Here is a 21,270-nt window from a genome sequence, read left to right as displayed (position 1 = left end):
CCACCCTCAGGAAGGACCTGCGATGAGATCCCCCCTGTTCACCCGATCGCGTTTTCGACGCGGTCTGGCCGCCTCGGCCGCGGCGCTGCTCGGCGCCGGTCTGGTCGTCGCCGGCTCGTCACCCGCACAGGCGGCCGCCGCCTGTACGGTCGTCTACCGCGTGCAGAGCCAGTGGAGCGGCGGCTTCAACGGTGACATCGCGATCACCAACACCGGCGACCCGGTGACCAGCTGGCGTCTCGAGTTCGACTTCCCCGACGCGGCGCAGCGGGTCACCAACGGCTGGAGCGGCACCTACGCGCAGAGCGGCCAGCACGTCACGGTCTCCAACGCGGCGTGGAACGGCACCCTGGGCACCGGCGCCTCGGTCAGCACCGGCTTCAACGGCGCCTTCGGCACGGCCAACCCGGTGCCGACGGCGTTCACCCTCAACGGCACGCGCTGCAACGAGACCGTCGCCGTGCCGACGGTGTCGATCACCAGCCCGGCCGCCAACGCCCGCTTCACCGCGCCCGCCTCGATCCCGATCGCGGCCACCGCGACGGCGGCGAGCGGCCGGACCGTCAGCAAAGTCGAGTTCTACCACGACGGCCTGCTGCTGGGCACCGACACGACCGCGCCGTACGCCTACACCTGGGACAGCGTCCCGGCCCAGACGGCGGCGTACCACCTGCAGGCCATCTCGTACGACTCGGCGAACGCCAAGAGCGCGACCGCCGACGTGCCGGTCTTCGTCGACGCCTCCACCACCCCGGCGGTCATCACCGACGCCACCTCGCTGACCGTCGCGCCCGGCGAGTCGGTCACCTTCAAGGTGGCGCTGTCCAAGGCGCCGACGGCGAACACCACCGTCGCGGTCGCCCGCAGCGCCGGGGCCACCACGGTCTCGGCGACGCCCGCGTCCCTGACGTTCACGACGGCCAACTGGAACACGGCGCAGACGGTGACCGTCGCCGCGACCGCCGCGGCGGCCCTGAACTCGACCGCCACGTTCTCGGCCACGGCCACCGGGCACACCGCGGCGAGCGTCGCCGTGACCGTGCTCGCCAAGGGCAGCGCCGACGCCCGGTTCACCCAGCTCTACAACGACATCAAGAACCCGGCCAACGGCTACTTCAGCCCCGAGGGGGTGCCGTACCACTCGATCGAGACGCTGATCGACGAGGCGCCCGACCACGGTCACGAGACCACGTCCGAGGCGTTCAGCTACTGGTTGTGGCTGGAGGCCGAGCACGGCCAGGTGACCGGGGAGTGGGCGCCGTTCAACTCGGCGTGGACGACGATGGAGAAGTACATCATCCCGTCGCACGCCGACCAGCCCACCAACGACAAGTACGACCCGTCGAAGCCGGCCACCTACGCCGCCGAGCACCCGTTGCCGTCGCAGTACCCGTCGCAGCTGGAATCCGGCGTGTCGGTCGGCACCGACCCGCTCGCCACCGAGTTGCAGACCGCGTACGGCACCCGCGACATCTACGGCATGCACTGGCTGCTCGACGTCGACAACACCTACGGCTTCGGCCGTTGCGGTGACGGCACCACCCGGGTCGCCTACATCAACACCTTCCAGCGCGGCCCGCAGGAGTCCACCTGGGAGACCGTGCCGCAGCCGTCCTGCGACACGTTCGCGCACGGCGGGCCCAACGGCTACCTCGACCTGTTCACCAAGGACGCCTCGTACGCCAAGCAGTGGAAGTACACCAACGCCCCGGACGCGGACTCCCGGGCCGTCCAGGCCGCCTACTGGGCGCTGATCTGGGCGACCGAGCAGGGCAAGGCCTCGCAGATCTCCACCGCCGTGGCCAACGCCGCCAAGATGGGCGACTACCTGCGGTACTCCTTCTACGACAAGTACTTCAAGAACCCGGGCTGCACCTCGACGTCCTGCCCCGCGGGCACCGGCAAGAGCAGCTCGAGCAACCTGATGTCCTGGTACTACGCCTGGGGCGGCGCGACCGACACCCAGGCCGGCTGGGCGTGGCGGATCGGCTCCAGCACCAGCCACTTCGGCTACCAGAACCCGATGGCGGCGTACGTGCTGTCCAACGTCACGGCGTTCACGCCGAAGTCGCCGACGGCCAAGGCCGACTGGCAGGCCAGCCTCAACCGGCAGCTGGAGTTCTACCAGTGGCTGCAGTCGTCCGAGGGCGCCATCGCGGGCGGCGCGACCAACAGCTGGAACGGCAGCTATTCGGCGCCACCGGCCGGCACTCCGACGTTCTACGGCATGTCCTATGTCGAGGCGCCGGTCTACGCCGACCCGCCGTCCAACCGCTGGTTCGGCATGCAGACCTGGTCGCTGGAGCGGCTGGCCGAGTACTACTACCTGACCAACGACGCCAAGGCCAAGGCGGTGCTCGACAAGTGGGTGCCGTGGGCGCTGGGCCAGAGCACCATCAGCGCGACCGACTTCTCCATCCCGTCGGACATGGCGTGGACGGGCGCACCGGCCACCTGGAACGCGTCGAACCCGGCCGCCAACACCAACCTGCACGTCACGGTGACCAGCAAGGGCCAGGACCTCGGCGTGGCGGGCTCGTTCGCCAAGCTGCTCACGTACTACGCCGCGAAGTCCGGTAACGCCGCGGCGAAGACGGCGGCGAAGAACCTGCTCGACGCGATCTGGACGAAGAAGGACTCGAAGGGTGTCTCGGTCACCGAGACGCGGGCGGACTACAACCGGTTCGACGACGTCTACAACGCGTCCACCGGCCAGGGCCTCTACATCCCGCCGGGCTGGACCGGAGAGATGCCCAACGGCGACGTGATCGCCCCCGGCAAGTCGTTCCTGGACATTCGCTCCTTCTACAAGAACGACCCGGACTGGCCGAAGGTCCAGACGTACCTCGACGGCGGTCCCGCGCCCACCTTCAACTACCACCGCTTCTGGGCCCAGGTCGACGTGGCCACCGGCTACGCGGACTTCGCCCGCCTCTTCCCGAACGGCTGAGAGGACCTGCCATGAGAAGAAGATTCCTGTACGCGGCCGCGGCGCTGCTGGCCACCGCCATCGGTGTGACCGTGGTGCAGACCGAGGCGTCGGCGCACGGCGCGATGATGGCGCCCGGCAGCCGCACCTACTTCTGCTGGAAGGACGGGCTGTCCGGGTCCAACGGGCAGATCATCCCGAAGAACCCGGCCTGCGCCGCCGCGGTGGCGCAGAGCGGCACCACCCCGCTCTACAACTGGTTCGCCGTGCTGCGCTCGGACGGTGGCGGCCGGATGGCCGGCTTCATCCCGGACGGGCAGTTGTGCAGCGGCGGCACCGGCGGCCCGTACGACTTCACCGGCTACAACCTGGCCCGCAACGACTGGCCGCAGACCCACCTCACGGCGGGTGCCAGCATGCGGTTCGACTACAACAACTGGGCCAAGCACCCCGGCACGTTCTCGCTCTACATCACCAAGGACAGCTGGAGCCCGAGCCGCGCGCTGGCCTGGAGCGACCTGGAACCCACGCCGTTCTCCCAGGTGGTCAACCCCGCCTCGGTCGGCGGCCCGGGCACTGAGGACGGCCGGTACTCCTGGACGGCGAACCTGCCGTCGGGCAAGAGCGGCAAGCACCTGATCTACTCGGTCTGGTCCCGCTCGGACAGCCAGGAGACGTTCTACGGCTGCTCGGACGTGACCTTCGACGGCGGCAACGGTGAGGTCACCGGGGTCGGCGACGGCACCATTCCGCCGCCGTCGACCGATCCGACGACCCCGCCGACGGGCCCGACCACCCCGCCGCCGGCCGACACCGGCTGCTCCGCGATGTACGCGGTCAAGGGCAGCTGGAACGGCGGCTTCCAGGCCGAGGTCATGGTGCACGCGGCCGCCACCCCGGTGGGCAAGTGGACGGTGTCGTGGACGTTCCCCGGCGGGCAGACGGTGAGTCAGCTGTGGAGCGGTAAGCACACCGTGAGCGGGTCCCTGAACACGGTGAAGAACGAGTCGTGGAACGGCACGGTCGCGGCCAACAGCTACACCGCGTTCGGATTCACCGGTACGGGTGCGACACCGACCACGGTGCAGAACCTGACCTGCAGCACCGCGTGAGATGACGGGGGAGCCCGGGGCGCGCACGCGCCCCGGGCTCTCTCACGTGCGGACCCTGGCCCGTGCCGGCCGGGCGGTGCTGGCGCGGATCGCCAGCTCGGGGGCGACGACGACGTGTGCCGGGGACTCCTTGCCCGCCATGTGCTCCAGCAGCAGCGCCAGGCTGAGCCGGCCGAGCTCGCCGAAGTCCTGGCGGACCGTGGTCAGCGGGGGAAGGAAGTATCCCGATTCGGGCATGTCGTCGAAGCCGACGACGCTGACCTCCTCGGGGACCTTGCGGCCGGCCTCGTGCAGGGCCCGCAGCACGCCCAGGGCGATCCGGTCGTTGGCGCAGAAGATGGCCGTCACGGCCTTGTCGGCGGCCAGCGCCTGGCCCTGCGCGTAGCCGGTCTCGGCGTTCCACGACTGCGGGAGGACCGGCGGGATCTCGGCGCCGGCCGCGGTCAGCGCGTCGCGCCAGCCGGCGATGCGCTCCTGCGCCTCGGGCCAGTCCGCCGGCCCGGCGACGTGGTGCACCGTGCGGTGGCCCAGGTCGAGCAGGTGCTGGGTGGCGAGCCGGGCGCCGGCGGCGTTGTCCACCCGGACGGTCGGCACCGCCTCGGCCGGTCCCGCCCCGCCGACCGCCACGCAGGCCAGGCCGGCCGGGGCCTGCATCAGCCCGTTGGTCACCGCCGGCTTGGGGGCGATCGCGATGATGCCGTCGACGGCGTGCTGGCGCAGCCGGTCGACCGCGTCCAGCACCGGCCGGCGCTCCAGGTTGCGGACCATGGCGATGCTGACCAGATAGCCGGCCGTGCGGGCGGCGTCCTCGATGCCGTACAGCATCGAGGCGGGGCCGAACAGGGTCGTCTCGAAGCCGATGATGCCCAGCGTGTGCGACTGCCGGGTGACCAGCGTGCGGGCGGCCAGGTTGCGCCGGTAGTCCAGCGACTCCATCGCCTCCAGGACCCGGGCGCGGGTCTCCTGACGGACGTTGGGATGCTCGTTGAGCACCCGGGACACGGTCTGGTGAGAGACGCCCGCGAGCTTGGCGACATCGCGCATGACCGCCGCCGGCTTCTTCGATGGCACGCAGTTCCCCTTGTCGCTGCTGGTTTCGCCACAGTCTAGTTCCGTCAAGTTTCCGAACAATGCCCCTGGCCCCGGTGCCCCGGGTATCGACGGAAGTTTCTTGGCCACAATCCGGAAACGATCACTTGACGGCGGGTTTGGGAACGGTAACACTCCTGAAACGCACCGTTGTGACGGGAACCACTGCCCCTGGCGGCAGGGTGATCGTCAGGCTCCTCCGCCCGCTCACACCCCCCGGCGTGGCGGAACAGGCAACACCCCTTCCTGTCAATGCACGGCGAGCTTCCGAAGTTCAGATTGTGAACGCTAACAAATGAGATACCTGGAGGGCATTGTGCTCAAGAAATGGTCCGCGGCGGTCCTGGCCGGCGCGTTGGCGGTCGGCGCCCTCGCGGGATGCGGTGGTAGCGACGACGACGCCGCCACTGGCGGCAGCAGCGGTGGCAAGCTCACGATGGGCTTCTCCCAGGTCGGCGCCGAGAGCGGCTGGCGCACGGCGAACACCAAGTCGGTCCAGGAGTCGGCGACGGCGGCCGGTATCGACCTGAAGTTCTCCGACGCCCAGGGCAAGCAGGAGAACCAGATCAAGGCGATCCGGTCCTTCATCGCCCAGCGGGTCGACGTGATCGCCTTCTCGCCGGTGGTCGAGTCCGGCTGGGACACGGTGCTCAAGGAGGCCAAGGACGCGAACATCCCGGTGATCCTCACCGACCGGGCCGTGGACTCGGCGGACAAGACCCTCTACAAGACCTTCATCGGCTCGGACTTCGTGGTCGAGGGCAAGAAGGCCGGCGAGTGGCTGGTCGAGCAGTACAAGGGCAAGACCGGCGTCGTCAACATCGTCGAACTGCAGGGCTCGCCCGGCGCGGCCCCGGCCAACGACCGCAAGGCGGGCTTCGCCGAAGTGATCGCGGCCGACCCGAACCTCAAGGTCATCGCCTCGCAGACCGGTCAGTTCACCCGGACCGACGGCAAGAAGGTCATGGAGGCGTTCCTCAAGGCCCACCCGAAGATCGACGTGCTCTACGCGCACAACGACGACATGGGTCTCGGTGCGATCGAGGCGATCGAGGCGGCCGGCAAGAAGCCCGGCACCGACATCAAGATCATCACGGTCGACGCGGTCAAGGACGGCATGACGGCGCTCTCCGAGGGCAAGATCAACTACATCGTCGAGTGCAGCCCGCTGCTCGGCCCACAGCTGATGGACCTGGCCAAGAAGGTCAAGGCCGGCGAGGCTGTTGAGCCCCGCGTGCTGACCGAGGAGACGACGTTCACCCAGGAGCAGGCCAAGGCCGTCCTGGCGGACCGCAAGTACTGATCACGAACGAGCGGCACCGCCCCGGCCGGCAAGCCGGGGCGGTCCGCCGTCGACAAGGAGCAAAACGATGGGTGACCCGCCGATCCTGCAGATGACCGGCATCCGTAAGGCCTTTCCCGGGGTCGTGGCGCTCGACGGCGTCGACTTCTCGCTGCGGCCGGGTGAGGTGCACGCCCTGATGGGCGAGAACGGTGCCGGCAAGTCGACGCTGATCAAGGTCCTGACCGGGGTGTACGGCATCGACGCCGGCGACATCCGGCTGGACGGCGCCGCGGTGCGCTTCGGCGGGCCCCTGCAGGCCCAGCAGGCCGGCATCAGCACGGTGTACCAAGAGGTGAACCTCTGCGCGAACCTTTCCGTGGCCGAGAACATCTTCATCGGCCGCGAGCCCCGCCGGTTCGGCAAGATCCGCTGGTCGGAGATGCGCCGCCGCTCGGTCGAGCTGCTGGCCGGGCTCGACCTGCACCTGGACGTGGCCGCGCCGCTGAGCACCTACTCGCTGGCGATCCAGCAGATGGTGGCGATCGCCCGGGCCGTGGACGTCTCGGCGAAGGTGCTCATCCTGGACGAGCCCACCTCCAGCCTGGACGCCTCCGAGGTGGAAAGGCTCTTCGAGGTGATGCGCCGGCTCAAGCGTGACGGCGTGGCGATCCTGTTCATCTCGCACTTCCTGGACCAGATCTACGCCGTCGCGGACCGGCTGACCGTGCTGCGCAACGGCACCCTGATCGGCGAGTACGCCACCGCCGACCTCACCCCGATGCAGCTGGTCACCAAGATGATCGGCAAGGAACTGACGGTGCTGGAGCGGCTCGAGCAGGAGCCGCGGACGGTCACCGCCGACGCTCCGGCGGAGCCGTTCCTCGAGGCCCAGGAGCTGGGCCGGACCGGCGCCATCGAGCCCTTCAGCATGGCCGTGCGCGGCGGGGAGATCGTCGGCCTGGCCGGGCTGCTCGGCTCGGGCCGCACGGAGCTGGCCCGGCTGCTGTTCGGCGCGGACCGGCCCGACCACGGCAGCCTCAAGATCGACGGCAAGCCCGCCACCCTGCGCACCCCGCGGGTGGCGATGAGCCACGGCATCGCGTTCTCCTCGGAGAACCGGCGCACCGAGGGCGTCGTCGGCGAGCTCAGCGTGCGGGAGAACATCGTGCTGGCGCTGCAGGCGTCCCGCGGCTGGTCCCGCCCGATCCCGCGGCGCAAGCAGGACGAGCTGGTCGAGCGCTACATCAAGACCCTGGGCATCCGGCCCGCCAACCCGGACGTGGCCGTGCGCAACCTCAGCGGCGGCAACCAGCAGAAGGTGCTGCTGGCCCGCTGGCTCATCACCGAGCCCCGGCTGCTCATCGTGGACGAGCCCACCCGCGGCATCGACGTCGGCGCCAAGGCCGAGATCCAGCGGCTGCTGGTCGAGCTCGCCGACGGCGGGATGGCGGTGCTGTTCGTCAGCGCCGAGCTCGAGGAGGTGCTCCGGCTCAGCCACAAGATCGAGGTGCTGCGCGAGCGGCACCTGATCGAGGAACTCGACAACACCGGCGGCGGTGTGGACGCCGACCGCGTCATGCAGGCCATCGCGAGCGGAGCGAACGCGTGACCACAATCCTCCGGCACCGGCTCTTCTGGCCCGCCGTCGTGCTCGTCGTGCTGCTGGTCAGCAACGTCTTCTTCTCCCCGCGCTTCTTCACCATCACCCTGCAGGACGGCCACCTGTACGGCTCGCTGATCGACGTGCTGCGCTCGGCCACCCCGCTGGCGCTGGTCGCGCTGGGGATGACGATGGTCATCGCCACCGGCGGCATCGACCTGTCGGTCGGCTCGGTGATGGCCATCTCCGGCGCCGTGGCCTGCCTGATCATCGGCGACCTGAGTAACCAGAACAGCGTCGGCGGCGTGCTGATGGCGGTCGGTGTGGCCATCGGGCTGGCCCTGGTCCTGGGCATCTGGAACGGCGTCCTGGTCTCGGTGATCGGCATCCAGCCCATCATCGCCACGCTGATCCTGATGGTGGCCGGGCGGGGCATCGCCCAGCTGCTCACCGACGGCCAGATCATCAACGTGGCGTCGGATCCGTTCCGGGTGATCGGCGCGGGCTACGCGCTGGCGATCCCGGTCTCGGTGATCATCGTCGCGGTCGTGGTGGGCGCCGCGGTACTGCTCATCCGCCGCTCGGCGCTGGGCGTGCTGGTCGAGGCGGTGGGCGCGAGCCCGACCGCCAGCCGGCTCGCCGGCATCCGGGCCCGCGGGCTGACGATCGGGGCGTACGTCTTCGCCGCGGTCTGCGCCGCCATCGCGGGCCTCATCTTCGCCTCCAACGTGCGCAGCGCCGACAGCAACGCGGCCGGTAACCTTATCGAGCTGGACGCGATCCTCGCGGTCGTCATCGGCGGCACGGCGCTGACCGGCGGCCGCTTCTCGATCGCGGGCAGCGTGCTCGGCGCCGTGCTGATCTCGGCACTGGACATCACCACGATCACCGTCGGCGTGCCGGCCGAGACCACCCTGCTGTTCAAGGCGGTCGTGGTCGTCATCCTGTGCCTGAGCCAGTCCGCCGCCTTCCGCGCCGCGGTGTTCCGCCGCCGGCGTACCGCGCCCGTCACTCCCGCAGCCGAGGTCCCCGCATGACCGCCATCAGCGCCCCGCCCCAGCCGGCGACCACCGCGCCCGCGTCGCGCAAGCGGCGCGGCCTGGACCGGCGGCACATCCCCGTCCTGGCCACCCTGGCCCTGCTCGCCCTGATGTACGGCATCGGCGTCGGCAACTACGACAACTTCGCCGACACCCAGGTGCTGCTCAACGTCTTCGTCGACAACGCCTTCCTGCTCGTCGTCGCGGCCGGGATGACCTTCGTGATCCTCACCGGCGGCATCGACCTGTCGGTGGGCGCGGTGGTCGCCCTGACCACCGTGGTCGCCGCGACCCTGCTGAACGCGGGCTGGCCCGCGGCGGTGGTGCTACCGCTCGTGCTGCTGATCGGCACCACGCTCGGCCTGGGCATGGGCGCGGTCATCCACTACTTCAAGGTGGAGCCGTTCATCGCCACGCTGGCCGGCATGTTCCTGGCCCGCGGGCTGTCGCTGCTCATCAACCGCAACTCCATCCCGATCACCGACCCGTTCTGGACCTCGATGGCCCAGGAACGGATCCGGTTCGGGCCGGGCGTGTTCATCTCCACCAGCGTGGTGATCGCCCTGGTGGTGGTGCTGGCCGGCGCCTTCGTGCTCGCCTACACCCGCTTCGGCCGCACCGTCTACGCGATCGGCGGCAGCGCCGACTCAGCACTGCTGATGGGCCTGCCGGTGGGCCGAACCAGGATCGCCGTCTACACCATCAGCGGCTTCCTGTCGGCGCTGGGCGGCGTGCTGCTCAGCTTCTACATGCTGTCCGGCTACAGCCTGCACGCCCAGGGCATGGAGCTGGACGCGATCGCCGCGGTGGTGATCGGCGGCGTGATCCTGACCGGCGGCTCGGGCTACCTGTTCGGCACGGTGCTGGGCGTGCTGGTGCTGGGCCTGATCCAGACCATCATCACCTTCCAGGGCACACTCAGCTCCTGGTGGACGAAGATCGTCATCGGCATCCTGCTGTTCGCCTTCATCGTGCTGCAGCGCCTGGTCACCAGACGCAACCGCTGAACCGCGGCACCGCACGCGACTGCCCGGCAGGCCGCCACCTGCCGGGCAGTCCCCGGTCTGCTCCACCAAGGCCGCACAGCCCTCCGGCTGCGCGGCCGGTCCGTGCCCGATCCCTGTGCGGTGGCCTACCGCACCCGCCCGGACCGCCGACAACCAGCGAATCGAGCCGGGAACCTCACGGCCACGAGCACGTACCTTCAACCGCCCGCCTCCCGGCCGCCCGCCTCCCGGCCGCCYGGCCKCCYGGCCGCCCGCCGCACTGATTCACGTCATCCACTGATCCGGCGCCTCCACGACATCAGCTGACACGGCCGTTCGCCAGGGGCTGTCCGCCAAGGGCTGTCCACCTGACACCGCGACGGCGGCCGCCGGCCACACCCAGCGGAGCGGCGGCTCGGGCTGGGGAAACCCCACTGGTACTGCGTTTGTACTCCGGTCGCCGCGTCCGGCCAGCATCCTGACCGCGAACCCGTTCGGCGATCGGGCTGTGGCGAGGCCCTTTGCCAGCCGCCAGGATCGAGTCGAACCGCTTTGCCGCTGCGGAGCCGCTTTCCCACCGGTCGCTGCCACGTCCAGTTGATGGAACCCGGTTTCGCATGCCGAGCACAGCTACCACATCCTGAGCATCCCGTCCCACACCCCAGACCCATGCCGCACAAAACCCCCATATAACCCCCGTCGAGCGCAATCTTGGTGCCGCAGGGTGCCGAGCACGCCATCCAGTCCCGACCCATCTGTCACACCCGCCGACCTGCCCGCCTGCCGCCTGGCGAGAGGGGGTCGCTCGGTCTTGGACCGCTGTTCAATGGCTAGCTGATGGACCACGACGATGGCGAACCGTGCCAACGAATCCGGGCCAATCATGTGACACATGCATCGGGACAGGACAGTGCCGAGCACGCCGCAGGTCTCCAAAATCTGAGCACCGGCGCGGAACCGCCTCCCGAAGCGGTCCACGCAGCAGTGCCCGAACGCCCGCGAACCGCCGCCGATCGCGGCACAGCGACCACCCACGCTGTTCACCCCAGCCAGGGCGGCTTGACCGGCCCGTAAGTGGTGAGTTTGTGGCAGGCGCTGGCGTCCCTGCGCCGCACTCCCAGTTCCACACGCCCCAAAGCGCAACCGACCCCGCACACTTACCCAACGCCACGGCAGCCATGGAAGGGGCAACGGTGCCCTTTGCTCTGCTTCCCGATAGGAAACACCGAATGGAGATGCGCGGGTTCCGCTTCGGTTGGTTCTGGGAGTCGGCCGAGGGCCGTTTCCGATGGGGAAGCAGAGCAAGGCCGTTTCCGATGGGGAAGCAGAGCAAGGCCGTTTCCGATAGGGAAGCAGAGCAAGGCCGTTTCCGATAGGGAAGCAGAGCAAGGCCGTTTCCGATAGGGAAGCAGAGCAAAGGCATCCCATGAGCTTGTGCGCCAAGCGGCCGCTTTGTTGAGGCGGTGCGACCAGGCGCCGGTCTCGTCGTAGCGGGATGCCGGTGAGGAAGCCGTGCAGGATGCCGACGAAGCGGTGGGCGAGTTGACGCGGTCCGGCCTGGCAGCTGGCGCCGCAGGCGCGTTGCCGGTCGTCGTAGGCGCCCGGTGAGGCCCGCGGGACCGGCACAGGGGATGCACCGGGTTGCCCTGACGTCGCTTTTGGACGGCCGCTTGTCTCACTGCCCACGCGTCGCGCGGAATGTGTGCATCGCTCGTGTATCGGCTACTGTCCATAGCCGACTGTCGGGCGGCGCGAGGAGCAACATCTCCATGAGACCAAGATTGATGTCGATGCGGATCGCCGTGGCGTTCGGACTGGCCGGGGTGTTGTCAGTCGGGGTTGGCCTGCCCGGCAGCGCGACCGCTGCCGAGGCGTCCGTGGTGGCGTCCGCGCAGGCGACGATCGGCGGCTATCCGGTCTGGGCGCATTTCAGCAATCCGCGGGCGAACGGCGGTCGCGACTACACGATTCACAACGAGTTGCGGCGGCTCATCGGCGCCGCTCCGGCGGGGTCGACCATCAAGGGGACCATCCACTCCATCAGCATCGACTCGATCGCCGACGCGCTGGTCAGCGCGCAGACCCGGGGCGTCACGGTCATGGTGGTCATCGACGGCAAGAATGAGAGTTCCACCGATCCCTCGATCGCGACCATCAAGCGTCTGGCGAACCACCGGTTCTGCCGGAACGGCAGCGGCGGGCGCAGTTGCATCAGCACCAGCGCGGACGGGGACATGCACACGAAGATGTTCACGTTCACGGCGACCACCGACCCCAACGGGGTCTCCCGGGCGAACGTCTCGTGGTTCGGCTCCGCGAACATGACCTACGCCACCGGCCCGGATGCCTCCAACAATGCCATCACCGTCTACGGCGACGCGGCTCTGACGACCGGCCTGAACGCCAACTTCTCGGACATGTGGTCCCAGCGGCACTACGCGGGCAACGACTACTACGACGCGGCGTCGGGCCGGGGCTACTACCAGGCGACCGCGGCCGATGCCTACGCCTCGCCGGAAGCGGTGGGCCAGACCGACACCATCGCCACCCGGATCAACGACATGACGCCCAACGCTAACTGCCGGCTTCGCATCGGCATGGCGGCCGTCACCGCCGGCCGGCCCGCGCTTGTCCAACTGGTCAAGGACTTCCGCGCCGACGGATGCCGGGTCTGGATGACGATCGGTAGCGATGCCACCGGCGGCATCGCCATGAGCCAGGGCGTCTACAACGAGTTGCTGGCCGCCGGGGCCGCCATCCGCAGGATGGACGACATCCACGACAAGTTCTTCCTCGCCTACGGCCTGTACGGCACCACCTACCAGCACCGGGTCTACACCGGTGCGCAGAACTGGACCCAGGACGCGCTGAGCGAGAACGACGAGCTCTTCGTCAAGATGGGCCCGGAGTCCGAGAGCACCCATCCGCTCTACGACGCGTACTACGCGCACTTCAACGACTCCTACAACGTCGGGGTCACCTGCACCGTCGCCACCTTCCCCTGCCGATAGTCGGGTCATGGGCCGAGGCGGGAGCGGCGGTCCCGCAGGAACGCCCGTTCGGTGTCGTTGGTGGCCAGGGCGATGGCCTCACCGTAGGCGGCTTGGGCCTCGGCGCCGCGGCCGAGCCGCTCCAGCAGGTGGGCCCGGGTGGCGGGCAGAAGGTGGTAGCCCGGCAGGTCGATGCCCTCGATGGCGGCCAGCGCCAGCGCCGGGCCGTGCACCTCGGCGACGGCGATCGCCCGGTTGAGCGCGACGATCGGCGTCGGGGTGTGCCGCAGGAGCTGGTCGTAGAGCGCCAGCACCTGGCCCCAGTCGGTGCTGGGTCCGTCGGTGTGTACGGCGTTGATGGCGGCCTGGAGCTGGTAGGGCCCGGGCCGGTCGCGGCGCAGGCAGCGCCGCACGAGGGCGTGGCCTTCGCCGATCAGCTCCTGGTTCCACAGCGAGCGGTCCTGCTCGGCGAGGGTCACCAGTTCGCCGCCGGGCCCGACCCGGGCCGGCCGGCGGGCCTCGATGAGCAGCAGCAGCGCGCACAGCCCGAGGACTTCCGGCTCGTCGGGCATCAGCGCGGCGAGCTCGCGGGCCAGCCGGACGGCCTCCAGGCACAGGTCGGTGCGCACCAGCGCCCCGGAGGTCGAGGTGTAGCCCTCGTTGAAGATCAGATAGAGCACGGTCAGCACCGGCGGTAGCCGGGCGGGCAGCTCCGCCGCGCCCGGCACCCGGTAGGGGATGCCGGCGTCGCGGATCTTCTTCTTGGCGCGCACGATGCGCTGGGCGATGGTCGGCTCGGGCACCAGGTACGCCCGGGCGATCTCCGGCACCTCGAGCCCGCCGAGCAGCCGCAGGGTGAGAGCGGTCTGCGCGAGCGGCGCGAGCGCCGGGTGGCAGCAGGTGAAGATCAGTCGGAGCTGGTCGTCGCGCACCGGTCCCACCTCCTTGGGCTCGTCGGGCTGGTGCAGCAGCAGCGCTTCGGCGTGGCGGGCCTCGCGGGTGGACTCCCGGCGCAGCCGGTCGATGGCCCGGTTGCGGGCGGTGGTCACGATCCACCCGCCGGGGTTGGGCGGCGGCACCTCCCACTTCCGCAGGGCCATCGCGAACGCGTCCTGGACGGCCTCCTCGGCCAGGCCGAGGTCGCCGAGGACGCGGGCCAGGGTGGCCACGCAGCGGCCGTACTCGGCCCGGTAGATGCTCGCCAGGTCAACCCCGGCCGCCGGCGGGTGCCCGGTCACTCGCCGGGCTCGTCCTCGAACGGCCGGACCTCGACCGGGTTCATGCACGCCTGCGCGCACTTCCCGGCCCAGGCCAGCGCCTCGTCGAGATCGGCGCTGCGGATCACCCAGAACCCGCCGAGCTGTTCCTTGGTCTCAGCGAACGGCCCGTCGGTCAGGGTGGTCGCGCCGCTGTCGACCCGGACGACCGTGGCGCTGTCGGCGGGCATCAGCCCACCGCCGAAGACCCAGACGCCGGCGGCCCGCAACTCGGCGTTGACCCTGTCGACCTGGGCGAACGCGGTCTGCATCTCCTCGTCCGACGGCGTCGGCGCGCCCTCGACGGTGTGCACGGCAAGCATGTACTGCTTCATGATCGCTCCTAGTGAGTAGTGGCTGGACTGGACGGTGTCAGGCGGGGAGCCGGCGTGCGACGGCCGGGATGACGATCGCGGCGGCGACCAGGTGGGTCAGCATCAGCAGCATCTTCGTACCAGGTGTCGCGTCCGCGATCACGTCCGGCACGAGGGACAGCGCGGTGAGCACCACGGTGCTGCGGACGAAGATGGCGCGGGGGTGGCGGGCCACGCGGGCCAGCACCGCGGCGAGGACCAGGCCGACGAGGGAGAAGACGGCGGTCAGCACGGCGAAGCCGGTGACGGGGATCGGGGCGCCGCTGACGTCGAGGCTGATCCCGGCCGCGTGGCCGGCGGCCGCGACGGCCGCGGTGGCGCCGCTGGCGAGGGCGAGGGCGACCACACCGGTCCCGGCCAGCGGGCGGAGGACGGTGGTGCGGGACGGGACGGCGGTGCGGGTGGCGGTCATGGTGCCCTCCAGGGCGCTGGCGACCGGCTCCGTGCCGGTCTCTCACCTGGGCTACGAACGGGCTCGACCGTAGTCGACACGTCCGACGGAATTTCTTCAAGAAGTTTCCGGGCGGGCACAATCGCTGGTGTGGATGTGCCCGAACTCCTGCGCCAGGCGGCGGGCGAGCTCCCTGCCTGGCTGCCGCGGGCCGACCTCGACGAATATCTCGCCGTGCACGAGTGGGAGCTCGCCCTCGACGTGCTGCTCGACCGGGGCGACGACTATCCGGCGACGACATCGTTCTTCCGGACTCTCGAGGACGCCGCGCACCGGATGAAGCTCGAGCGCAGCGCCGCCTGGTGTGCCTGGCGGCGCCGGGAGGTGCTGCACGGCGTCATCCGGGCCGAGTTGCGGCTCGTCCCCGGCGCGCGGCGCGGCCCGATCCCGGGTGCCGGGCAGGTCCGGCCGCTGTGGGACATCGGCCTGGTCACCCCCGCCGGGGAGCCGGAGCTGGCCGTCGCCCTGATCTGGGTCGAATACGCCCCGGACCTGCCGCCGGGCGGCGCCGGCTCGGTCCGGCTCGCCCCGCTGACCGCGGTCCGGTGGCACCACCTGCTGCCGGGGGACCCGATCACGATGTACGAGCAGCGGCCGGTCGCCGGCACCGCCACGATCACCGAGGCGGTGTTCCCGGCGGGGCCAGGTCGCCGATGACCGTGTCCGGGGCGGCGCGGGGGCTGGTCAGCTCCTAGCCTCGCGGGATGACCACGGTTGATATCAACTCACTGATCGGAGCCCGGCTCGACGAGGACGCCGCGCTGGCCCGTACCGTCGATTTGGCCCTCGCCCGGGCCGAGGCCGGAAGCTTGCCCTTCGCCGCGCTGGTCGTGCGCGACGGCGTCGTGCTCGGCGGCGGCGTGAACACCGTCCTGGACGACCACGACCCGTCCGGGCACGGCGAGGTCGTCGCGGTCCGCGACGCCGCCCGGCGGCTCGGCACCGCGGATCTGGCCGGCGCGGTCGTCTACTCCAGCTGCGAGCCGTGCGCGATCTGCCGGCTGGTCGCCGCGGCCGCCGGGGTCGGCGAGATCGTGTACGCGGCCGGCAAGGAGCTCGTCCCGGCGGCCGTCGACGCTGATCCGGTGACCACGGGCCAGCTCATCGACGCCGTCACCGCGGTGCTGCCGGGCATCGCCCGGGCCGGGCGCACCGGCGCCGACGTGGCCGCGCCGTTCCGGGGGTACGCGCGATGATCCGGCTCGGTGTCAACGTGCCCAACTTCGGCCCCGGGTCCAGCTACGACGCGCTGCTCGGCTGGGCCCGGTTCGCCGAGGACGGCGGCTTCGGCACGCTGGTCGTCTCGGACCACGTGGTGCTCACCCCGGAGGTCGCCGCGATCTATCCCGAACCGTTCCACGACCCGTTCGTGCTGCTCGCGTGGCTGGCCGAGCCGGCCGGACCGGACCGGCCCGCCGGCGTCGGTACCCTCGCCCAGGTGGTCGGGGACGTGGGTGCGCTGGCCGCGCTGGGTGCGGCCGAGGTGATCCTCGACCCCAACCCGGACCGGCCCCGGCCCCGCGATTACCGCGCCGAGCAGCGGGACCTGCGCGAGATCAAAGAGGCGTACGAGGCTGTGGCGTAGGTGCCGGAACCGGCGGCCGCCCGGTGCGGGCGCCGCCGGTTCGCTGAGGGCCTACTTCGCGCCGCGGGCGCGGGCGTACTTGGCGCGGAACTTCTCGACGCGGCCGGCGGTGTCGAGCAACCGCTGCTTGCCCGTCCAGAACGGGTGGCTGCCGCTGGAGATGTCGACGTCGAGGACCGGGTACGTGTTTCCGTCGCTCCACTCGACCGTCTTGCCGCTGGTCGCCGTGGAACGGGTCAGGAACGCGTAGTCGGCGCTGCGGTCGCGGTAGACGACGTAGCCGTACGCGGGGTGGATGCCAGTCTTCATGTCTCTCAGTCCTCCTCGGGATCCACGGGAAAGAAGCCCGTGAAGGGGTCGGATATTCCGGCCAGGGCCGCCGGATGGCCAGCGATCTCGGCATCTGTGACCAAACAGTCGGTCAGCCGCTCGGTGAGCGCGTCCGGCGCCAGGTCCAGGCCGATGAAGGCCAGCACCGTGCGCCGGTCGCCGTAGTACGGATCCCAGTCCAGATCCGCGGCCAGCAGCCGCAGGTCGCTCGCGGCGCCCCACCGAGCCACCGGGAGCGCGTCGAGCCAGGGCCCCAGGGCGCCGAGCGCGATGCCGCCCCCGGCGGACTCCCACCCGATCGCCACCTCCGGCTGGGAGGCGAGCCAGAGCTGCCCGCGCCCGCGCAGCGCCGCCCCGGTCAGCTCCGGCAGCGCCGCGTGCAGCCGGCCCGGGTGGAACGGGCGCCGGGCGCGGAACAGCACCGCGCCCCCGTCCGGATCGTGCACGCCGATCGGCAGGCCCTCCAGCGCGCGGCCCAGCATCCCGGGGGTGCGCGGATCGTGCCGGCCGGTGCCGCGCAGCCGGGCGGCGAGCGCCGTGCAGTCGATCGTGGTGGTGTCGCCGACGCGCACCTGGGTGGCCCACGGGGCGAGGCGGTGCAGCAGGGCCTCGGCCTGGTCGTCGGGGCGGCCCCAGACGACGATGGTGTCCGCGTACTCGATCTGGCGGGCCACCACGGCCGCGACGCTGCGGCCGTCCTGCTCGGCGGCGTGCAGGTCCCGGTCGCGCAGGTCGTCGGTGCCGGCCAGGTCGTCGAGCAGGCCCCGGGCCTCGACCACGGTGACGTAGGAGTCGAAGCGCAGCGCGTCGGTGACCGCGACGCCGTCGACCGCGCCGTGCGCGCAGGCGGCGGCGACCGCTTCCGGTTCCACCACGTTCGACAGCGCCAGCACGAGGTCGCTGCCCGGGCGCTCCCGGCTGAGCCGGACCAGGGTGGGCAGGACGTCGTCGCGCAGCGTGCAGGCCACGCAGCCGTGCACGAGCCGCACGGTCTCGTCCTCGATGATCGTGCCGGCGGTTCGCACGACGCGGCGCACGAACCCGTCGCGCACCCGGGTCAGGTCGTGCCGCACCAGCAGCAGCCGCGGGTCGGTGACGAGCAGGCTGCGGGCGACGGCCTCGGTGGCCGGCGGGGAGAAGCCGGCCAGCACGGTGACCCGGGGGCGGTGGTCGGCCGGCGCGGGTGCGACGGAGGTGATCGGACGGGTACTCATTCCCCCATCTTGTTGGAAATGGTTTTCATTGTAAAGAGGGCGCGGCGGGTCAGCCCTTCAGGCCGGTGTGCGCCAGGCCCTCGATGAACTGCCGCTGCGCGATCACGAAGACCACCAGCACGGGTACGGCGGAGAGCGTCGCGGCTGAGAGCTGCACGTCCCACATCGGGCCGCCGTAGGCGTCGACGAACTGCGTCAGCGCCTGCGGCAGGGTGAACTTCGCCGGGGTGGACAGGAACACGATCGGTTCCAGGTAGAGGTTCCAGCTGTGCAGGAACGTGAAGATGGCGACCGCGCCGAGGGCGGGCCGGGACAGCGGCAACGCGATCCGCCAGAAGATCGCGAACCGGCCCAGCCCGTCCAGCCGGCCCGCCTCCTCCAGCTCGCCGGGCAGCGCGAGGAAGAACTGCCGCATGATGAAGGTGGCAAGCACGCCGGGCGCGCCCAGGATCGGCACCAGGATGAGCGGCCAGTGGGTGTCGACCAGACCCCACCTGTTGAACATCTGGAACAGCGGCACGATCGTCACCTCGCTCGGGATGAGCAGGCCGGTCAGCACCACCAGGAACAACGCGTTGGCGCCGGGGAAGCGGATGCGCGCGAAGGCGTACCCGCTCAGCGCGGCCACCGCCAGCGTGCCCAGGGTGACCACCGCCGCGATGTACGCGCTGTTGAAGTACTGCTGCGCGAACGGTTGCAGGGTGAAGACGTCCCGGTAGGCGTCCAGGCTGAAGCTCGTCGGGATGAGCGCGGGCGGCCAGGAGAAGATCTCGCTGACCGGCTTCACCGAGGAGGTGATCATCCACCAGGTGGGGAAGACGAACGGGACGGCCAGCACGCAGAGCAGCCCGTAGAACGCGAGCCGGACCCTATTGCTCATGGAACACCCACCTCTTGCGCAGCTGCCACTGCGCCACGGTCAGCGCCAGCACGATCAGGAAGAGCAGGACCGACAACGTGGCCCCGTAGCCGAAGTGATGGAACTGGAACGCCTGCTGGTACAGGTAGTAGACGAGCACCGTGGTCGAGGTGCCCGGCCCGCCCTGGGTGAGCACGGCGATCTGGGCGAAGACCTGCAGCGAGCCGACCACCGTGATGATCGAGGTGAGCAGGATCGTCGGGCTGATCAGCGGCACGGTGATGCGCCGGAGCCGGGTCCACGCGGAGGCGCCGTCCACCCGCGCGGCCTCGTGCAGGTCGGCGGGCACACCCTGGAGGGCGGCCAGGAAGAGCACCATGTTGAGGCCGACGTTCTTGATCACCTGCACCACGATCACCGAGAGCATCGCGGTGCCCTCGCCGCGCAGCCAGTTCGGGCCGCCCGCGCCGGCCAGGTCCAGCGCGCCGTTGATCCCGCCGTTGTCCTGCAGCAGGAAGCGCCAGACGATCGTCCAGGCCACCAGCGACACCACGACCGGCGAGAAGAACAGCGTGCGGAACACCACGGTGCCCCGCAGCCGCTGGTTGAGCAGCACCGCGAGCAGCAGCGCCAGGCCGAGGTTGAGCACCACCAGCCCGGCCGAGAAGCCGGCCGTGGCCCGCAGCACCGGGCCGAGGTTCGGGTCCCCGGCGAGCGCGCGGTAGTTCTCCGCGCCGACGAAGGAGAAGGTATCGGCCAGCACGTTCCATTCGTGCAGCGAGTAGTAGAAGACCAGGCCGAGCGGCAGCAGCACGAAGACGGCGCTGCCGATCAGCTGCGGGGCGACGAAGAGATAGCCCGCCAGGTGGTCCCGGCGCCTGGTGGTCCAGAACGCCGGGGTGGAAGGGGTGGACACCTACTTGCTCAGCAGCGGGTTGATCGCGGTGCAGACGCCGGCGAGCACGGTCTTGACGTCGGCCTGCGGCTGCCACAGCGGGTCGAGCGCGGCCCGGACCGCCTGGCTGATCTCGGCCTGCCCGGTGTGCGACGGCTTGACCACGCCGGTCGAGATGCCGTCGATGACCACCGACTGCAGCTGCTCGGGGCTGAGCTTCGGGTTGGTCTTGGCCAGGGTCTCGGCGGTGAGCATGGACTGCCGGGGCGGCGGGAAGAACGCGGCGAGCTTCGCCGAGTTGGCCGGGTCGGTGAAGAAGGCCAGGAAATCGGCCGCGGCCTCCGGGCGGCTGCCTTTCTTCAGTACGCCGAGACCGCCCTGCCCGATCACGGCGTACTCGCCCTTCGGCCCGGCGGGCAGCGGCACCAGGTCCCAGCCGAACTTGTCCTCGAGCAGCGACGCCCGGGAGATCTGGGTGATCGTCATGGCGGCCTCGCCGGCGAAGAAGTCCGCGGCGGTGCCCGGCCCGGGCAGCGCCTTGCCGGTGAAGATCGCCCGGTGCAGGAAGGTCATCGCGTCGACCATCGGCTGCTGGTCGAAGCCGCAGGTCCTGCCGTCCGGGGTCCACGCCTGCGCGCCCCAGCCGGTCCACACGGTGGACAGGTTGTCCCAGCCCTTATAGTCGAAGTCGCGCACCACCAGGCCGGCCTTGCCGGTCTTCGCGTGCACCGCCGAGGCCGCCCGGATCGCCGCGTCCCAGGTCCAACCGCCGTCGGCGATCAGGTCCGCCGGGTTCGGCGCGCCGGCCTTCTTGAGCAGGTCGGTGTTGACGAAGACCCCGAACGGCGAGGTGGAGAACGGGTACGCGTAGGTCTTTCCGCCGGTACGCCAGAGCTTCATCGCCGCCGGGTTGAGGCCCGCCTGGTCCTGCAGCTTGTCGTCGAGCGGCGCCAGCGCGCCGGAGGAGACGAAGTCGGGCGCCGAGCTCTCCAGGATCCAGGCCAGGTCGGGTGGCTTCCCGCCGGCCAGCTGGGTGGTGAGCGTCGTGGTGTAGTTCTCGAACGGGATCGGATCGAAGGTGATCTTCGCGATGTCCGGGTGGGTCGTCCGGTAGTCGGCGGCGATCTCGTTGAACAGCTTGAGGTGGGCCTCGTTGGCCGACCACACGGTCATCCGCAGCTCGACCGGCCCGTCGGCGGCGTCGCCGCCGCAGCCGGACAGCGGAAGCAGCGCGGTGACCAGTGCCGCCGCCAGGATTCTCTTCTTCATGAACGG

19 protein-coding genes are annotated in these 21,270 nt (G+C 70.5%); 10 read left to right on the top strand and 9 right to left on the bottom strand.

Features of this window, described 5'->3' with window-relative positions:
- Positions 1-22: 22 nt before the first annotated feature.
- Positions 23-2,950: a glycoside hydrolase family 48 protein gene (locus tag DMB66_RS46495; RefSeq protein WP_125810512.1), complete on the top strand. Its 2,928-nt coding sequence runs from the start codon at positions 23-25 to the stop codon at positions 2,948-2,950.
- Between the two features lie 11 nt (positions 2,951-2,961).
- Entirely contained in the window at positions 2,962-4,041 is a 1,080-nt protein-coding gene (locus DMB66_RS46490) for a lytic polysaccharide monooxygenase (protein ID WP_125810511.1), read from the top strand.
- 42 nt (positions 4,042-4,083) lie between these two features.
- On the opposite strand, the gene DMB66_RS46485 is transcribed toward DMB66_RS46490, so the two are convergent.
- Positions 4,084-5,085, bottom strand: a complete 1,002-nt coding sequence (locus tag DMB66_RS46485; RefSeq protein ID WP_125810530.1) for a LacI family DNA-binding transcriptional regulator — start codon at positions 5,083-5,085, stop codon at positions 4,084-4,086.
- Between the two features lie 340 nt (positions 5,086-5,425).
- On the opposite strand from DMB66_RS46485, the gene DMB66_RS46480 reads away from it, so the two are divergent.
- The 5 genes from DMB66_RS46480 to DMB66_RS46455 all read left to right on the top strand — a co-directional run bounded on the left by DMB66_RS46480 (position 5,426) and on the right by DMB66_RS46455 (position 13,052).
- On the top strand, positions 5,426-6,433 hold the full coding sequence (locus DMB66_RS46480; RefSeq protein ID WP_125810510.1) for an ABC transporter substrate-binding protein: 1,008 nt from the start codon (positions 5,426-5,428) through the stop codon (positions 6,431-6,433).
- Positions 6,434-6,500: 67 nt separating this feature from the next.
- A complete protein-coding gene (locus DMB66_RS46475; RefSeq protein ID WP_125810509.1) occupies positions 6,501-8,024 on the top strand; it encodes a sugar ABC transporter ATP-binding protein in 1,524 nt (507 codons plus the stop codon).
- A complete protein-coding gene (locus DMB66_RS46470) occupies positions 8,021-9,052 on the top strand; it encodes an ABC transporter permease (protein ID WP_199753026.1) in 1,032 nt (343 codons plus the stop codon). Before DMB66_RS46475 ends, DMB66_RS46470 begins: the two co-directional genes overlap by 4 nt.
- Positions 9,049-10,062, top strand: a complete 1,014-nt coding sequence (gene yjfF / locus DMB66_RS46465) for a galactofuranose ABC transporter, permease protein YjfF (protein ID WP_125810508.1) — start codon at positions 9,049-9,051, stop codon at positions 10,060-10,062. The genes DMB66_RS46470 and yjfF overlap by 4 nt, the downstream gene beginning before the upstream one ends.
- A 1,748-nt stretch (positions 10,063-11,810) precedes the next feature.
- Entirely contained in the window at positions 11,811-13,052 is a 1,242-nt protein-coding gene (locus DMB66_RS46455; protein ID WP_199753025.1) for a phosphatidylserine/phosphatidylglycerophosphate/cardiolipin synthase family protein, read from the top strand.
- 5 nt (positions 13,053-13,057) lie between these two features.
- Here the strand turns inward: DMB66_RS46455 and DMB66_RS46450 are convergent, their stop codons facing one another.
- Genes DMB66_RS46450 through DMB66_RS46440 form a run of 3 tightly spaced genes read right to left on the bottom strand, consistent with a single transcriptional unit; the run spans position 13,058 to position 15,073 of the window.
- A complete protein-coding gene (locus tag DMB66_RS46450) occupies positions 13,058-14,269 on the bottom strand; it encodes an RNA polymerase sigma factor (protein ID WP_125810507.1) in 1,212 nt (403 codons plus the stop codon).
- Complete coding sequence (locus DMB66_RS46445; RefSeq protein ID WP_125810506.1) at positions 14,266-14,622, bottom strand: YciI family protein; 357 nt, start codon at positions 14,620-14,622, stop codon at positions 14,266-14,268. The genes DMB66_RS46450 and DMB66_RS46445 overlap by 4 nt, the downstream gene beginning before the upstream one ends.
- 37 nt (positions 14,623-14,659) lie before the next feature.
- A complete protein-coding gene (locus DMB66_RS46440) occupies positions 14,660-15,073 on the bottom strand; it encodes a DUF6069 family protein (RefSeq protein ID WP_125810505.1) in 414 nt (137 codons plus the stop codon).
- Between the two features lie 129 nt (positions 15,074-15,202).
- On the opposite strand from DMB66_RS46440, the gene DMB66_RS46435 reads away from it, so the two are divergent.
- Genes DMB66_RS46435 through DMB66_RS46425 form a run of 3 tightly spaced genes read left to right on the top strand, consistent with a single transcriptional unit; the run spans position 15,203 to position 16,697 of the window.
- Positions 15,203-15,769, top strand: coding sequence for a hypothetical protein (locus DMB66_RS46435; RefSeq protein ID WP_125810504.1), 567 nt, complete (start codon positions 15,203-15,205; stop codon positions 15,767-15,769).
- Positions 15,770-15,816: 47 nt separating this feature from the next.
- The gene (locus tag DMB66_RS46430; RefSeq protein ID WP_125810503.1) at positions 15,817-16,308 is read left to right on the top strand and encodes a nucleoside deaminase; all 492 of its coding nucleotides are present in this window, start codon (positions 15,817-15,819) and stop codon (positions 16,306-16,308) included.
- The gene (locus tag DMB66_RS46425) at positions 16,305-16,697 is read left to right on the top strand and encodes a hypothetical protein (RefSeq protein ID WP_125810502.1); all 393 of its coding nucleotides are present in this window, start codon (positions 16,305-16,307) and stop codon (positions 16,695-16,697) included. The genes DMB66_RS46430 and DMB66_RS46425 overlap by 4 nt, the downstream gene beginning before the upstream one ends.
- Before the next feature lie 51 nt (positions 16,698-16,748).
- Here the strand turns inward: DMB66_RS46425 and DMB66_RS46420 are convergent, their stop codons facing one another.
- The 5 genes from DMB66_RS46420 to DMB66_RS46400 are packed head-to-tail and all read right to left on the bottom strand — an operon-like array spanning position 16,749 to position 21,264.
- Positions 16,749-17,006, bottom strand: a complete 258-nt coding sequence (locus DMB66_RS46420) for a type B 50S ribosomal protein L31 (RefSeq protein ID WP_125810501.1) — start codon at positions 17,004-17,006, stop codon at positions 16,749-16,751.
- Positions 17,007-17,011: 5 nt separating this feature from the next.
- Positions 17,012-18,241, bottom strand: a complete 1,230-nt coding sequence (locus DMB66_RS46415; protein ID WP_125810500.1) for a GTP-binding protein — start codon at positions 18,239-18,241, stop codon at positions 17,012-17,014.
- Positions 18,242-18,290: 49 nt separating this feature from the next.
- Positions 18,291-19,121 (bottom strand): carbohydrate ABC transporter permease, encoded by an 831-nt coding sequence (locus tag DMB66_RS46410; protein ID WP_125810499.1) that lies wholly within the window; start codon positions 19,119-19,121, stop codon positions 18,291-18,293.
- Complete coding sequence (locus tag DMB66_RS46405; protein WP_125810498.1) at positions 19,111-20,016, bottom strand: carbohydrate ABC transporter permease; 906 nt, start codon at positions 20,014-20,016, stop codon at positions 19,111-19,113. Before DMB66_RS46405 ends, DMB66_RS46410 begins: the two co-directional genes overlap by 11 nt.
- The gene (locus DMB66_RS46400; RefSeq protein ID WP_125810497.1) at positions 20,017-21,264 is read right to left on the bottom strand and encodes a sugar ABC transporter substrate-binding protein; all 1,248 of its coding nucleotides are present in this window, start codon (positions 21,262-21,264) and stop codon (positions 20,017-20,019) included.
- Positions 21,265-21,270 lie beyond the last annotated feature (6 nt).

It is taken from the genome of Actinoplanes sp. ATCC 53533 (genome assembly GCF_003947245.1).
Note: the sequence above shows the minus strand (reverse complement) of the source record. Positions and strands in the feature narration are given on the sequence as shown.

Coding starts and splice junctions, on each gene's coding strand:
- DMB66_RS46490 (WP_125810511.1), top strand. CDS start 2,962: ATGAGAAGAAGATTCCTGTACGCGGCCGCGGCGCTGCTGGCCACCGCC.
- DMB66_RS46495 (WP_125810512.1), top strand. CDS start 23: ATGAGATCCCCCCTGTTCACCCGATCGCGTTTTCGACGCGGTCTGGCC.
- DMB66_RS46400 (WP_125810497.1), bottom strand. CDS start 21,264: ATGAAGAAGAGAATCCTGGCGGCGGCACTGGTCACCGCGCTGCTTCCG.
- DMB66_RS46455 (WP_199753025.1), top strand. CDS start 11,811: ATGAGACCAAGATTGATGTCGATGCGGATCGCCGTGGCGTTCGGACTG.
- DMB66_RS46485 (WP_125810530.1), bottom strand. CDS start 5,085: ATGCGCGATGTCGCCAAGCTCGCGGGCGTCTCTCACCAGACCGTGTCC.
- yjfF (WP_125810508.1), top strand. CDS start 9,049: ATGACCGCCATCAGCGCCCCGCCCCAGCCGGCGACCACCGCGCCCGCG.
- DMB66_RS46425 (WP_125810502.1), top strand. CDS start 16,305: ATGATCCGGCTCGGTGTCAACGTGCCCAACTTCGGCCCCGGGTCCAGC.
- DMB66_RS46415 (WP_125810500.1), bottom strand. CDS start 18,241: ATGAGTACCCGTCCGATCACCTCCGTCGCACCCGCGCCGGCCGACCAC.
- DMB66_RS46475 (WP_125810509.1), top strand. CDS start 6,501: ATGGGTGACCCGCCGATCCTGCAGATGACCGGCATCCGTAAGGCCTTT.
- DMB66_RS46430 (WP_125810503.1), top strand. CDS start 15,817: ATGACCACGGTTGATATCAACTCACTGATCGGAGCCCGGCTCGACGAG.
- DMB66_RS46410 (WP_125810499.1), bottom strand. CDS start 19,121: ATGAGCAATAGGGTCCGGCTCGCGTTCTACGGGCTGCTCTGCGTGCTG.
- DMB66_RS46420 (WP_125810501.1), bottom strand. CDS start 17,006: ATGAAGACTGGCATCCACCCCGCGTACGGCTACGTCGTCTACCGCGAC.
- DMB66_RS46480 (WP_125810510.1), top strand. CDS start 5,426: ATGAGATACCTGGAGGGCATTGTGCTCAAGAAATGGTCCGCGGCGGTC.
- DMB66_RS46440 (WP_125810505.1), bottom strand. CDS start 15,073: ATGACCGCCACCCGCACCGCCGTCCCGTCCCGCACCACCGTCCTCCGC.
- DMB66_RS46445 (WP_125810506.1), bottom strand. CDS start 14,622: ATGAAGCAGTACATGCTTGCCGTGCACACCGTCGAGGGCGCGCCGACG.